This window comes from Desulfovibrio gilichinskyi, assembly GCF_900177375.1.
Taxonomy (GTDB): Bacteria; Desulfobacterota; Desulfovibrionia; order Desulfovibrionales; family Desulfovibrionaceae; genus Maridesulfovibrio; species Maridesulfovibrio gilichinskyi.
This window is the reverse complement of record NZ_FWZU01000002.1, coordinates 435,537-450,557: the sequence shown is the minus strand read 5'-3', so window position 1 is coordinate 450,557 and position 15,021 is coordinate 435,537. Positions and strand designations below refer to the sequence as shown.

At 41.1% G+C, this 15,021-nt stretch carries 12 protein-coding genes; 10 read left to right on the top strand and 2 right to left on the bottom strand.

Annotated features, from left to right (window positions below):
• The first annotated feature begins 89 nt into the window (after window positions 1–89).
• From B9N78_RS06925 to purU, 7 genes are all read left to right on the top strand, one after another.
• Window positions 90–2,156: a HAMP domain-containing methyl-accepting chemotaxis protein gene (locus tag B9N78_RS06925; RefSeq protein WP_085100358.1), complete on the top strand. Its 2,067-nt coding sequence runs from the start codon at window positions 90–92 to the stop codon at window positions 2,154–2,156.
• 556 nt (window positions 2,157–2,712) lie between these two features.
• Window positions 2,713–3,894, top strand: coding sequence for an ABC transporter substrate-binding protein (locus B9N78_RS06920; protein ID WP_085100355.1), 1,182 nt, complete (start codon window positions 2,713–2,715; stop codon window positions 3,892–3,894).
• A gap of 206 nt (window positions 3,895–4,100) precedes the next feature.
• Window positions 4,101–5,009, top strand: coding sequence for a branched-chain amino acid ABC transporter permease (locus B9N78_RS06915; protein WP_085100352.1), 909 nt, complete (start codon window positions 4,101–4,103; stop codon window positions 5,007–5,009).
• A gap of 19 nt (window positions 5,010–5,028) precedes the next feature.
• Window positions 5,029–6,105 (top strand): branched-chain amino acid ABC transporter permease, encoded by a 1,077-nt coding sequence (locus B9N78_RS06910; RefSeq protein WP_085100350.1) that lies wholly within the window; start codon window positions 5,029–5,031, stop codon window positions 6,103–6,105.
• Window positions 6,106–6,139: 34 nt separating this feature from the next.
• Window positions 6,140–6,907, top strand: coding sequence for an ABC transporter ATP-binding protein (locus tag B9N78_RS06905; protein WP_085100347.1), 768 nt, complete (start codon window positions 6,140–6,142; stop codon window positions 6,905–6,907).
• Entirely contained in the window at window positions 6,904–7,638 is a 735-nt protein-coding gene (locus B9N78_RS06900; RefSeq protein ID WP_085100344.1) for an ABC transporter ATP-binding protein, read from the top strand. The genes B9N78_RS06905 and B9N78_RS06900 overlap by 4 nt, the downstream gene beginning before the upstream one ends.
• A gap of 166 nt (window positions 7,639–7,804) precedes the next feature.
• Complete coding sequence (gene purU, locus B9N78_RS06895; RefSeq protein ID WP_085100341.1) at window positions 7,805–8,674, top strand: formyltetrahydrofolate deformylase; 870 nt, start codon at window positions 7,805–7,807, stop codon at window positions 8,672–8,674.
• Between the two features lie 136 nt (window positions 8,675–8,810).
• Here purU and B9N78_RS06890 read toward each other — a convergent pair whose 3' ends face one another.
• Window positions 8,811–10,391 carry a hypothetical protein gene (locus B9N78_RS06890; protein WP_085100338.1) on the bottom strand — a complete coding sequence of 527 codons (1,581 nt, stop codon included), beginning with the start codon at window positions 10,389–10,391 and terminating at the stop codon, window positions 8,811–8,813.
• Window positions 10,392–10,750: 359 nt separating this feature from the next.
• On the opposite strand from B9N78_RS06890, the gene B9N78_RS18550 reads away from it, so the two are divergent.
• On the top strand, window positions 10,751–11,056 hold the full coding sequence (locus B9N78_RS18550) for a zinc-ribbon domain-containing protein (protein WP_085100334.1): 306 nt from the start codon (window positions 10,751–10,753) through the stop codon (window positions 11,054–11,056).
• On the opposite strand, the gene B9N78_RS06880 is transcribed toward B9N78_RS18550, so the two are convergent.
• Complete coding sequence (locus tag B9N78_RS06880; protein ID WP_245805490.1) at window positions 11,028–11,549, bottom strand: hypothetical protein; 522 nt, start codon at window positions 11,547–11,549, stop codon at window positions 11,028–11,030. The two genes, B9N78_RS18550 and B9N78_RS06880, sit on opposite strands and share 29 nt — an antisense overlap.
• 617 nt (window positions 11,550–12,166) lie before the next feature.
• Between B9N78_RS06880 and B9N78_RS06875 the strand changes: the two genes are divergently transcribed.
• Both B9N78_RS06875 and B9N78_RS06870 read left to right on the top strand, forming a co-directional pair.
• Window positions 12,167–12,847 (top strand): anaerobic ribonucleoside-triphosphate reductase activating protein, encoded by a 681-nt coding sequence (locus B9N78_RS06875; protein ID WP_085100331.1) that lies wholly within the window; start codon window positions 12,167–12,169, stop codon window positions 12,845–12,847.
• Entirely contained in the window at window positions 12,795–14,849 is a 2,055-nt protein-coding gene (locus tag B9N78_RS06870) for a ribonucleoside triphosphate reductase (protein ID WP_085100328.1), read from the top strand. Before B9N78_RS06875 ends, B9N78_RS06870 begins: the two co-directional genes overlap by 53 nt.
• Window positions 14,850–15,021 lie beyond the last annotated feature (172 nt).

The following is a 15,021-nucleotide window of genomic DNA, read 5'->3' as shown; positions in this document are numbered from 1 at the left end:
TTCAGCAATAGCTTTTTATTATAAACAGATAAAAAGATACAAATCTTATTACATGCACAGAATAACACTCTCAAAGGAACAGTCGTACCATGCTTAAACGGTTAACAGTAGGCCAAAAAATATTCTCCAGTTTTGTTATTGTAGCCATCTTGTTCGGAGGTGTAAGTTTTGAATCGCTAAAAGCTCTTAACACTTCATCTGAAGGTTTCACAACTTACCGGAACTATGCGCGAGAATCAAATTTAATCAGTGAAATTCAAGTTACCCTGCTTGAAGCCACTACCTGCGTCAAAGATTTTATCATAACTGACAAGAATGAATATAAAGAAAAACATTTTGCAAACATACAAAAATTACTTCATCTGATTGACTCCGCAGAAAAAAGTTTTTCAACTCAAGATAGAATTTCTAAAATACTCGACGTTAAACAGATGATTGACGTGTATGAAGAAAGTTTTACAGAAGTAGCAAGATCGCAAACTCTCCGTTCCACTTTAGCAACTAACGAGTTGATTCCGAAAGGCGATCTCATGGAAAACTATTTCGGACAGATAATTAACAGCTTAGGCAAATCAGAAAAAAATTCTAAAGCCCTTTTCTGGTGTGCGAGGGGAATCAGACATCTGGTTCTTGGACGACTTTACGCAGCTAAATTCCTAGGCGACAGCGATAATGACCACATAAAAAAATCGCTTAAAGAAATGGCTGAGCTTGATACCATTACAAGCCAACTGTCACAAATTTTAGAAGCAGGTAACCGCAAAAAACTGGATGAGATAATTAATACCAGCAAATCATATATCCAAATATTATTGCAGTTTACCACTCTTACAGAAAAGCGGAACGATTTGATAGATTCTGAGCTTGATAAACTTGGACCTAAAATGGAAGCAGCAATCAAGCAGGCCAAGGACTCTGTGATTGCGGATCAGGACAAACTTGGCCCTGAACTGCAAGCTCGCAATACCAGTGCTAAGACTAATGTCTATCTTGCAGGCTTATGTGCAATTTTACTAGGTGGCATTTCCGCTATAATAATAGGACGAAACATAACTATCCCGCTTAAGAAAGTTGTTAATGCCGCATATAAAATTGCTGAAGGGGACATGCCGGAAGGAATTGATGATACCGACAGAACTGATGAACTCGGTCTGCTGTCAAAAGCTTTTAACAAAATGGCTGCTTCGCTGAAAATAATGACTGAGGCCATGGAAAGAATTGCAGATTCTGATCTGACCCTGGAAGTAACGCCGCGATCAGAGCATGACACCATCGGAAAAGCTCTTGCCCGCATGGTTGAGAACCTCAAAGACGATAATAGAAAAATTCATGATACTGTCAGCATTTTGTCTTCATCGCTCAGCCAAATTTCAGCAGCTTCAGCAGAACTGACAGCAAGTGCTGCCGAAACAGCAAGCGCAGTAGCTGAAACAAACGCTACTGTTGAAGAGGTTAAACAAACAGCTCACCTTTCAAATGAAAAATCAAGGCAAGTAGCCGATGTCGCCCGCAAAGCAGTCAGAACATCTCAGCAAGGACAAAAAGCTTCTGAAGACGCTGCATCAGGAATGATGAACATTAAACTTCAAATGGATACAATTGCTACAAGCATTGTAAAGCTTGCCGAGCAGTCTCAACACATAGGTGACATTATTTATGTAGTTAATGACCTTGCAGACCAGTCCAACATTCTCGCTGTAAACGCTTCCATCGAGGCATCTAAGGCAGGGGAAGAAGGAAAAGGATTCACGGTTGTCGCGCGCGAAATCAGGAACCTTTCTGACCAGTCAAAACAGTCTGTCGCTCAAATTCAATCCATACTTGCAGACATTCAAAAAGCTACCAGCTCTGCCGTTATGATTACCGAGGAAGGCGGAAAGGCTGTTGAAGTAGGCGCAAACCTATCATCCCAGACAGGAGAATCCATCCTTAGTTTAAGTGCAGTTATCAATCAGTCAGCTCAATCCTCTGCACAGATTGCGGCTTCAAGTCAGGAGCAGTTAGCCGGACTTGATCAAGTGGCGGTAGCTCTTGGCAGTATCAAACAGGCTGGAGAGCAAAATCTCGAAAGTTCAAGACAGCTTGAAATGGCTGTGAGAGATTTAGATATGCAAGCAAAGTCACTTCAGGAAATGATGGATCGTGTTAAACTTTAGATAATTGATTGTCCAATCGACTAATTCCTAAAATTGTAAAATCCGGCAGGTAAAAGCTTGCCGGATTTTTATTTGTCTTTTAACCCTTTAAAATCCTACAATTTAAAGCATATCTAGAATTTAATACCGATTAAAACAGTTCAATAAAAATAACTAAAACAATAATTGTTTACTATTCATTTTTTATAATTTCTCTTTATACACATTTTTTACAATATCGAAATATATAGCAGCCATTTTCAGTATTGTGTAATTATTCTGCTTAATATCTCTTTAAAAAAAATCTCTATTCAAAAGCATTTATCCTTTAAAAAATCTTATTTATCACCTATAAATTTATTTAATCTTTTAAATTAAGATAGTTAGTATAAAAAGTATTGATATTGACAAAATAACGGCGTTATCAATACTAAAATATCATAACATATTGATTTAATTAAACAACGAAAAAAATTTAACTTTTTTTTCAAAAATGTCTTTTTAAAAACATATATTTGCGATAATTTTCATCATCAAGTGATGATTTTGTTTTTTCTACAAATTTCAGGAGGAAAGAATGAGTAAAATGATTTTAAGAACGGTTTTAGTTGTCATGGTGATGTCCTTAGCGTTCATCATTCTGACAGGTTGTTCTAAAGATGAAGAGAAGATCAAAATCGGCTTCAATATCCCCCTTACAGGAGATATTCCTAAAGTCGGTGAAGCTTCCAAAAATGCGGCAGAAATGCTCAAGGAAGAAATCAACAGTCAGGGCGGCCTTGAAGTCGCAGGCAAAAAGATCCCTCTCGAATTTTATTATGAAGACAACGAATCAAAAGCTGAATCAGCAGTTAACGTTGCTCTTAAGCTTATTGAGCAGGATGGAGTTGTTGCAATCATAGGACCTAACTCCTCCAAGCAGGCTGTTCCTGCAGGTGGAACTTGCAACGACAACCACACGCCGATGGTTTCTCCGTGGTCTACCAACCCTGACACCACTAAAGACCGTCCTTGGGTTTTCCGCGCTGCCTTCCTTGATCCTTTCCAGGGCCCTGTTGCTGTAAACTTTGCTTCCAAGCAGTTTAAAGCAACAACCGCTGCAGTACTCTTCGATATTTCAAATGACTATTCAAAAGGTCTAGCTGAAATATTCAAAGACGTATGGGAAAAGAAAAACGGAGCCGGAACCGTTGTGGCTTTTGAATCTCACGGTACAAAAGATCAGGACTTCTCAGCTCAGCTCACAAAAATCATCAATTCCAAACCTGATTTCATTTTTGTCCCTGACAACTATAATCAGGTTGCTCTGATTGTTAAACAGGCTCATGACCTAGGCTGGACCGGACCTTTCATGGGTTCTGATGCTTGGGGCTCTTCTGAGCTTATGACTCTTTGCGGTAAAGACTGCATAGGTCAGTTTTTCTCTACTCATTACGCAGCTGCCGGAGCGAAGGGAGCCACTAAAGAATTCATCGACCGCTACAGTGCTAAATTCGGTGAAACTCCTGACGACGTAGCAGCTCTCACATGGGACGCAACCCGTCTTGTCCTTCAGGCAATTCAGGATGCAGGCTCTTACAACTCTGACGTTAAAGCAGAACGCAAAGCTATTCGCGATGCTCTGAGCAGCGTAAAAGAATTCGCAGGAATCACAGGGTCAATGAAATTTGACGAACAGGGTGATCCTATCAAATGCGCAGTTGTTGTTCGCATTGATGAAAATGGTCAGTTTGTATTCGCAGAATCAGTTTGCCCCTAAATGTAATTATTAACCTTCAAACGGCAGAAGAGAATTTTCTTCTGCCGTTTGACTTTACACAGAATATTATCTCGACCAATCAACAGATTCCGTATAAGTACAGCTTCTCAACTAGAGTACCCGCTGAAGGCCCATGCCTGCTGCGACGAAAATTAATCAAAAAGTTCAATGCCAGAACTTTTAACTAAGAAGAGGAATGACCGACTGTGGATATCCTCATCCAGAACCTGCTTAATGCCTTGCAATGGGGAAGCTTTTACGCCCTGATTGCTCTCGGATACACACTGGTTTACGGTGTTCTGCTCCTGATTAACTTCGCTCACGGCGATATTTTCATGGTCGGAGCGTACATCGCATTTTTTGTAGCTACTTTTTTTCTCGGTATCGTCGACTTCAGCCCGTGGATGACATTAGCTCTTACAGTTCCGCTCACCATGCTGCTGACTGCAGCAGTAGGAGTTACTCTGGAAAGGATTGCTTACCGTCCTCTCAGAAGAAAAGGAGCTCACAGGTTGTATGTTGTTATTACAGCTTTGATGTGCGGTCTGATACTTGAAAACGGTAACCTGGCTCTGCTTGGAGCAAGCCGTAAAAAATTTCCTGAGCTGCTGGATAAAGTAGTTTACACGTATGGAAATATTTCGGTCACCAACCTGAAAATTATTGTAATCTTTGCCGCAATCGCGGTCTTCTTTCTTCTTGAATTTATTGTCACCCGCACCAAAATCGGGATGGCAATGCGCGGTATTTCATACGACAAATTCGCTATCCCGCTCATGGGCATTCCCATAGACAGTGTAATTGTCTTTACCTTTGTTCTCGGATCAGCCATGGCGGGTCTTGCCGGACTTTTGTTTGCCATGTCTTACCCTATCCTTGAACCGTATATGGGTGCACTCATCGGCTGGAAAGCCTTTATTGCCGCCGTGGTCGGAGGAATTGGAGATATTCGCGGAGCATTTCTGGGAGGGTTCCTGCTTGGATTTATCGAGGTAGGAGTTGTTGCTGTTTTCCCCTCCACATACAGAGATCTTTTTGCATTCTCAATTTTGCTGATGATTCTTTGGATAAAACCAACAGGAATCTTCGGTGTTGCCAAGACAACCAAGATTTAGAAGTACCGGAATCGAAATAATGCAAAAGTACAGCTTTAATATCGGATTATGGGGAATGGCCCTTATTTTGGTGGTCCTTTCACAGATAGGCGCACTGGATTTTTATATTCAGTCGGTGCTCATGTTCATCGGCATAAATATAATATTATCAGCCAGTTTAAACGTGGTTAATGGATACATGGGCGAGTTCTCTTGCGGCCATGCCGGATTTATGTGTGTCGGAGCATATGTCTCATCTATTCTGAGTGTAATTTTCTTTTCTCAGAACAGCATTTTCGGAGCACCTTTACTCCCGCCAAATCTGGCTATTGTGGGTTTCCCCATCATAGTTATCATCTCAGGTGTTGTAGCAGGCATAACCGGACTCATCGTCGCAATTCCCTCATTTAAAACACGCGGTGACTACCTCGCCATTATTACAATTGCGGCTAACTATATGGTTATATCCGCAATTGAAAATATTGACGTAATCGGCGGACCACGCGGCTTTATGGGAATGAAACGAGTGGTTAACGCAATGACTGACGTGGTCAATATCCCATGGATGATGATCTGGGTTATCCTCGGAACATTCATGAGTATCTGGATGATTCGCAGATTTGTTTCTTCAACTTACGGGAAAGGCATCATGGCCATTTCTCAGGATGAAGTTGCAGCTGAGATTATGAGTGTTAACACTAACAAGATGAAGATGGCGGCTTTTATGCTTTCATCAGGTCTTGCCGGTGTTGCAGGAGCTCTGTTTGCTCATGTTCTTGGATATGTTAACCCCCAGTCCTTCAACATTATGAAATCAACCGAATGTCTGGTCATGGTCTATCTCGGCGGAATGGGGTCCCTCGGCGGATCTGTTCTTTCCGCTATTCTATTTACCGTTATGCTTGAACTTCTCAGATTCATCATTCCGGCTATAGATACGGGCCTGCATTTAGTTAATATTCTTCCGGCAACATACCACTTAAGTCAGGTATGGAAGTGGGTTTTAATCCCGCTGACTCTGATCCTGCTGATGCAGTTCAGGCCGGAAGGACTGATGGGTAACAAAGAACTGCCAGACCTATTCCCGGGGCTGAAAAAATTCTACAAATTTAAGTAGATAATATCATTACACCCCGCGAAAAGGAGAATATATGTCGCTTTTAAGCATAAATGGACTCACTCAAAGATTCGGTGGATTACAAGCCGTATCAGATTTTAATATTGAACTTGAAGAAGGTTCTCTGACGAGCCTTATCGGACCGAACGGAGCCGGCAAGACTACTATCTTCAACCTGATCTCCGGATTCTATCAGCCTACAGAAGGAAAGATTACTCTTAACGGAACACCTACCAAAGGTTTGAAACCGCATCAGGTTACAACTCTTGGAGTAGCCCGTACCTTCCAGAACATACGTCTCTGGAATGATATGACCGTTTTGGATAATATCCGCATCGCCCAGCATTACCGCATGGGATACGGTTTCTTTGATGCGATTTTACGCAGCAAGAACTACCTTCTCAGAGAAAAAGAAATCGAGAGAATCTCAACCGAACTGCTTGAATTCATGGACCTGCGTCAGTATGCGAACGAACTTCCTACCAATCTGCCCTACGGATTACAGCGCAGAGTAGAAATCGCCAGAGCCATGTCAATTCAGCCGTCACTGCTCCTTCTGGATGAACCGGCAGCGGGACTCAACTCTTCGGATGTTGAAGGGCTGATAACGCTCATTAAATGGATTCATGATGAGTTCGACATCACTATTCTGATGATTGAACATCAGATGAAAGTTGTTATGTCTCTTTGTTCATGGATAAAATGTATCGATTTCGGCACCACCATTGACGAAGGAACCCCTGAACATATTCAGTCCAGTGCGACTGTTATTAAAGCATACCTGGGAGATGATTCAATTTGAATACTCTACTTGAAGTCAAAGATCTCCGCGTTAAATACGGAAACATTGAGGCACTTCACGGCATATCTTTTAATGTTAATGAAGGTGAAATTGTCACGCTTATCGGTGCAAACGGCGCCGGTAAAACCACAACGCTTCTATCAGTAAGCCGCCTTCCACCGCCGGAAGCACCTAAAGTAATCAGTGGGGATATAACTTGGAAAGGAGAATCCATTCTTGATACTCCTCCCCATACGATTATTTCCGATCTGCATTTGGCACTTGTTCCTGAAGGCAGGCATATTTTCGGGAACCTGACTGTTGAAGAAAATCTTAAGCTCGCTACATATGCACGCAAAGATTCAGCAAATGAAATCAGTGGAGATTACGACAGAGTATTCGCGTTGTTTCCACGCCTTGCTGAACGCAGAAAGCAGCGCAGTGAATCACTTTCCGGCGGCGAGCAGCAAATGCTGGCTGTAGGACGGGCGTTGATGTCCAAGTGTACGTTCATCATGCTTGATGAACCTTCAATGGGACTTGCCCCGCTGCTTATGTATGACATGTTCCGCACCCTGAAGCAGCTCAATCAGGAGGGACTTACCATCCTGCTGATTGAACAGAATGCACACCTTGCGCTTAAATTTGCGCACAGAGGATATGTTCTCGATACGGGTGAAATAGTTGCACAGGGAAGTTCTGCCGAACTTATGGAAAATCCTGAAGTTAAAAAAGCCTATCTTGGCGGTTAACTTTAGCAGCCATAAAAAATAAACGGGCCGGAGAGAATCTCCGGCCCGTTTTGCTTGCATAGCCTTAACTGAACCTCAAACCCCGCACTTGCCTGCATGACTTTCAACTGCTAAAAAGCAGTTCTCTCTTTTGAAGGGTAACATAATCATACAGCGAGATCAAAATATGACTTCATCAAATGCATCTACAGCATACCTTACAGTTGCCTGTAAGGACCAACCGGGAATTGTTGCGGCCGTTTCCGGATTTCTTTTTTCTAAGAATGCCAACATAATACATTCAGATCAACACTCAAGCGATCCAGTCGGCGGGCGTTTCTTTCTGCGAATGGAATTCCACATGAAAGACCTTGAAAGCAAATTTGAAGATTTCAAAAAAGAATTCTCTGAGACTGTCGCCGTTAAATTTGAAATGATCTGGACCCTTACACCTGCATGGATTAAGAAAAAAACAGCTATTCTTGTTTCAAAATTTGACCATGCACTTATGGATCTTCTATGGCGGGCCAAGCGCGGAGAACTCTTTACCGATATAACAATGGTTATAAGCAACCATCCGGACCTGCGCGAAGCGGTTGAATCATTCGGGGTAACTTTTCACCACATTCCAGTTGAAAAAGACAAAAAAGAAGAGTCTGAACATAAAATATTAGAACTTCTCAACGGTAAAGTGGATTTAATTATTCTTGCCCGCTATATGCAGATCCTAACTTCTAAACTTATTGAGTCTTATCCTTATAAAATAATTAATATTCACCATTCTTTCTTACCTGCTTTTGTCGGAGCGGACCCTTACCGCCGCGCAGGAGAAAGAGGTGTAAAGCTGATCGGAGCTACCGCTCATTACGTAACAGAAGAACTTGATCAAGGGCCCATAATTGAACAGGATGTTATCCGCGTTTCGCACAGACATGACATTGAGGAATTAAAAATTCTGGGTCGCGACATTGAACGTCAGGTCCTGAGCCGCGCGGTCAAATGGCATCTGTCTCAAAGAGTTCTTGTCGACGGAAATAAGACAGTTGTTTTTGTATAGTCGCGCTCAGTAGTTTTGCCCTTTGAGGGTAAACCTATTTTAGGACGGGACACGGATATAAAAAAGGCTCTTTCTGCAATTTAACTGCAAAAAGAGCCTTTTCATTTATTTAGTATAATTACAGAATATTAACTTACTATTCTGCCGTATTTTTTAACTTATTAAGAATCTGTTCTTCGGACTGAGCACCGATTCCGAACAATATAAGAAGTTCATTCAGCTTTCCGCGTATATCTTTAGTGACTTTAGCTATAGCCTGAAGACTGATGAGCACCAGAAACTCTACTTTAAAATCACCCTTTTCGTATAACTTAAGAATGGCTGTAATCAAGTTTCTTTCAAGAGCTAACAACTGCATTTCAGCAAGCAATTCTTTAGCACTTTTCTGCTTAAATATAAGCCAGTTCTCATTGCTTGAATCTCTTAGCCAAAGCCTTGATTTTCGGATTTTGGTCATGCCGATGGCATCAAGGTCGGCGATATCTTTGGCACAGGCCCGTCTTCGCTTAAGAACCCTGAAAAGGAGTTTATTCTCTTCTCCTGCAATTTTTTTCTTAAGCAACGCAGAAAATTTCATTTCAATCAGATAGAAGAAAAGACGGTCCAAGGACTCAACTTCAAATTTACGCAAAAACGATTCAAGAATTTTCTCATCCTGAGATGTAAAATTCTTCAAAGCAATCATAAACTCCCTGACAACAATATCAAGAGTCATGCTGACTCCGATAGCACATGCGCTAATTTGATCTTGAGAAAACTGAACCTTGCGAGCTAGTTCTTCCTCTCTTTCATTATCCGCATCACCGTCAACTCCTTCATGCATTTCATGCATCGCCGCTTTAACGTCGTTACTGAATTGAATAGTGGCTGGATCAATGCAGACTATGCGGGCGATATGTTCTATGTTCTCAGGAGACATATCCTCATTCTTGATAAAAACTCCGCCTTCCAGAAGAGATCTGAATGTCATCTTCAACGCTTCAATAGATTCTGCTTCTGCGCCGACTTCTTCAAACGCAGTTTGAATTCTTGTTTTATCGATTCCCGGAGGTTTAGACGTAAAACGGCCTGTAACATCATCAAAAAGGAAACGCAGAATAAGATAACTTTTGTCACGCGTCAGCGAATACTTGTCATTCGCAACCATAGCCGTCAAAGAAGATTCAACCTCTTGAGTTATGAATTGCGCTATCATTTCCTGCCAGAATTCAGAATTCATCTCGAATTGTTCAAGCAGTGTATTATATTTCTTCAGAGCGGATTCGCCGAAGTGTCGTAGAGTTACTTCCTCGAAATTATCAGAAACCAGACAGGAAGCATAAACTACTCCCTGCACAGTTTTTATAAGCAATGTTTCAGCATTAATTATTTTTGCTTTGATCATATCTAGAGAATTCTGATCCTTTCCGCCAAGCAATTTGCTGTATCTGCCGAGCATAAGAATGAATTCACTCAGAGTCTTTTTAACAAACTCATGTGAAGGCAGATCAAGCGACCTATGACACAGCAAAGTGATAATTCCACTCTGCTGCTTTTCTAAAAGAGGATATTCATTAATCCGATTATTATTAAACTTGATAAACTCTAAAAAAACTTCTCTTTCAAGAACTTCCCGTAATGTGCTTCGTTCTTTAAGTTTTCCAAGTATTTTCAGATAAAAATCAATCCGTTTATCTTTATCTGGAACCTGCGAGTTATCCTGATTAGCACCGCTCATGAATTCTCCATTACTTATTCCAACTTACTTGCATAAAATGTCTCAAAATCAGTATCTTAGTCAAACAACTTCTCTTTGATAACTCAGTATGTGAGCTGAGCGCAATCAAACTTTAGCACAACTTAATTTTGAGTTTAAACAGTATAAAATGGCACGCAAACTATTAAATACATTATCAGCCATTTTTATTTCTTCTTTACAGTAAACATTGCATTTTTTCATATTTCATTCAATTATCAAAAGCTATCGCAATGCAAATTTTCAACACTGGTCGTGTTCTTGCATTTATTATTTACGGACATATATTATTAAAACTGACCTACTGAATTTAACGCTAAATATTTTATACGGAACCCCGAATGATCACCTGTACCAGATGCGGAAATAAAAATAGTGACAATTCACAAAGCTGTGAGAAATGCGGGCATAAACTGCAATCCGGGTTTGCAAGATTTAACGGGTCACCTTTATCCTCTAAAAAAAATAGTGACCAATTTAATATCACCTTTGAACATGCGGATATCTTTGCAAAACACGGTGAAGCATGGGTCTATGCGCTTTTCCTCCTGGCTGCGGTAGTTTTCTTCACCTATCAGCAGGTCTATTGGCCGTTATATATCTTAACTCCGCTTGTAGCTATTCTGGCTTGGTTTCGGAAGATTTAACCGTCCTGTTCTGAAGATTTTCCAGAGCCTTTTTTTGATCTTCCTGTAATAACTCCGGAATAGGTTTGTGCCAGAAATCAACCTCTTTATCTGCCTTGATCTCCTTTTCAGATTTTGCAAAACAACACTTTACAACACGCTTATCCGTGCACGAGGCAGCAGAATACTCTATAACGCCGCAATCATTTTCATCAATAGAGTAAACGACGCTTCGATGAAACAATCTATCACGTGAAATAATGGTTACTTCACCGTCTCCTACTTTGCAGAAAAAATCTTTATCTTTTGAACCATAAAAAGTATTATAAATATAAACAGAATCACCTTGTTTTCCAACATAGCTATAAGAAACAGGTTCTTTGCACTGTGATTTCGCAAGAGCATTTAAAGCAATACACATCGAACGTTCTTCCTCCATGCTTCTGGCATGAGCAGAAGCTGGAAAAGAACACATTAAAAAAAGCAGTATAATCAATTTTACAATATTTTTCATATATCCCCACATTTGTTAACTTCGACAGACACCATCGTTACTTGCATAAGTAATAGAGAGCAAGATACGCTATGGAGCAAGGTCAAGGCAAGTCTAAGTAATCCGGCAATGAGCGATTAAAATTATTTCATTTTCTTTTCTCAAAAAAGCTGATTATTCAATCGGACAAAATTGGTATTTGAAATTTCAACAGCAAAAAATTACGCTCCACAAAGGTTCTTTCAAGGTATGAAAAGCTGTGCTAAAAGGGCTGATCCATCCATCGACATGTTACCCGCTTTTTCACTTCAAGACCCCTTGTACATAACTTCTGATGACTCTTAAAACAACTTTTTTTTCTAAACTTTCTTTAGAAAAAACCCTGTATTTTCGACTGTCTTTTTATTAAAGACTTGTGGAAAACTTTTTAAAATTAACTGAAATTAACTATAATTGCTTATTTTGGCTAGTTACAGAGATGTAACATCAATTTGTTATAAGGCCCCCTGTACAAAACTTATGAGCTAAGTTATTGTCTTAGTCGCAAACGCAATGAGTTGTCAGCGGCGTTTTAAGCACAGTTTCAAAGATCAAAAATATCTTTTATCTCAACCTTAATACTTACTGAAATTAATAATATGAATATAGACTCTATTGGATGGAACCATCTTCGCGGGATTGAACCACTTAGTCTTTGTGACTGGCCAGGAAAAGCAACCTGCGTTTTTTTTATGGGAGGCTGCAACCTAAATTGTCCAACCTGCCATAACTTTGATATGGCCTGGAACATGGAAAAACTTCCTGTTCTACCCAAAGAAGATATTAAATCTTTCCTTAGGAATCGTGCGCAATGGCTTGACGGGGTCACCATTACTGGAGGCGAGCCTACGTTAGTTCCTAACCTCGGAGAAATCCTTTTTGAAATCAGAAAAGCTTCCAAACTTCCCATAAAAATGGACAGCAACGGAATGACTCCTGAAACACTTGAGGACCTTCTTCAACAAGGTTTAGTTGAGCAATTTGCCATTGACGTCAAAGGCCCATATGTAAAATATCCTGCGCTTACCGGACAGGCTGTTACGGCTGAAACGGCTCGTAAGAATCTTGAAAGAGTGTTCGATCTCGCAACGGTAAACCCTGGTGCATTCTATTTTCGTATCACCAAAGTACCCATACTTACTGATGATGATGTAGAAACTGCCAGAGGATATCTTCCAGATGGATTTGATCTAACCATTCAGAAATACATTCCTCCAAGGAGAGAGCATGCCCACGCAGATAATGAAGCGGGACGGCCGGTTGGAAACATGGTCGACTGAGCGAGTTGCACAGGCTGTATTTAAAGCACTGAACGCAAGCGGCATTAAAGACCCCCTGATGGCCAAGCGCATGGCCAGACAAGTTGAAAAGAAACTCGAAGGAGTTTCTATCCCTGAACAGGAACATGTTCAGAACATGGTTGAAGAAGTCCTTATGGATTCACGGCTTCATAGTGCAGCCAAAAAGTATATCCTCTACCGTGACAGCCGCCGCAGACTGCGCAGCCAAAAAGACGCTTATCTCGACATCAAGGAAACTATTGACGACTACCTTGACCAAAGCGACTGGCGTGTCTCTGAAAATGCCAACATGGCCCATTCATATCAGGGATTGATGCTTCACCTTTCCGGCACAGTACAAGCCCGTTACGCTCTTGAAAAATATCCTGAAGAAATCAGACAGGCCCACGAACACGGCTACTTTCATATTCACGACCTTTCATACGGGCTTGCAGGATACTGCGCCGGATGGAGTCTGCGCGATCTTCTTCTTGAAGGGTTCAACCTTGAAGGCAGATCATGCTCCGGTCCGGCAAAACACTTCGATGCGGCTTTAGGGCAGATGGTTAATTTTCTCGGCACATTGCAAAACGAATGGGCCGGAGCGCAGGCTTTCAACAATGTTGATACCTATCTGGCCCCCTTTATCAGGCATGATAATCTCAGTTACGAAGACGTATTGCAGTCCATGCAAAAATTTGTGTTCAACATGAACACAACTTCCAGATGGGGAGGACAAAGCCCTTTCACCAATCTTTCTTTTGATCTTGTTCCGCCGAAACATATTGCGAAAGAAGCAGTTATCATAGGTGGAACCCTTCAAGATTCCACTTACGGCGAGTACACCGCCGAAATGGAAATGGTAAATCGTTCATTCATTGAAGTAATGCTACACGGTGACTACCAAAATAGAATTTTTTCATTCCCGATCCCAACCTACAACGTGACGGAAGACTTTCCGTGGGATTCCGAAATCGGACGCGCGCTACTTAAATTAACCGCTAAATACGGTGCGCCTTATTTCCAGAATTTTATAAGTTCCGACTTAAATCCTGAAGATGTGCGCTCAATGTGCTGCCGCCTGCAAATGGATTTACGCGAAATCAGGAACAAAGTCGGCGGACTTTTCGGGGCGGGAGATCTTACCGGATCAATCGGGGTTGTAACTCTGAATCTGCCTAAGCTGGCTTATCTGGCTCAGGGAGAAGAAGACTTTCTTGATCTCATTGAAGAATATGCGGAGCAGGCTAAAAATTCCCTTGAATTCAAGCGCAAACTCATCCAGACAAATCTGGACAATGGTATGTTTCCATGGTCACACAGATATCTCAAGCACGGATATACGGGTCACTTTGCAACAATAGGTTTACTCGGCGGACATGAAGCATGTCTGAATCTGCTTGATAAAGGCATAGAAACGCCATCAGGCATCAGGCTTATGACCAGAGTTCTAAACCATCTCCGTGATCTTACAAAACGTTTTCAGGAAGAAACCGGAAACCTCTATAATCTCGAAGCCACCCCGGCTGAAGGAACCAGTTATCGGTTGGCCCGCATAGATAAAAGCCTGTACGCAGATATAAGAACTTCAGGCAGCGAAACCCCTTACTATACCAACTCCACAACACTTCCTGTCGGAATTTCCGATGATGTTATCTTAGCACTTACTCATCAGAATAAACTGCAACCGCTTTATACCGGAGGCAGCGTTTTCCATACGTTCCTAGGTGAATCAGTATCTGATCTTGATGCTCTTAAGAACTTTATTATCAAAGCCTTTAAGCAAACGAAGATACCGTATCTGTCGATAACTCCGACATTTTCCATTTGTAAAAAACATGGATATATTCACGGCGAACATTATGAATGTCCCGAATGCGGTGAAGAGTCAGAAGTATATACACGTATAGTCGGATATTACAGACCGGTAGCCCGCTGGAATGCGGGTAAAAAAGCCGAGTACAACGACAGGCAGGAATACAGCACATTCAAGTGCTTATAATTTTGCATTATATTATGCCTTCTTTTTAATTTTATTGCGGAGGTTTATATCTTCTAATCATTTTTATTGCGTATAAAAATACAATATCTTATGCTCTTAATAATTATTTGAATTAATTAAACAGCAGCAGGCTGAATACTTTTTAAGTCAGAACGTCTTTTGATATAAAGCG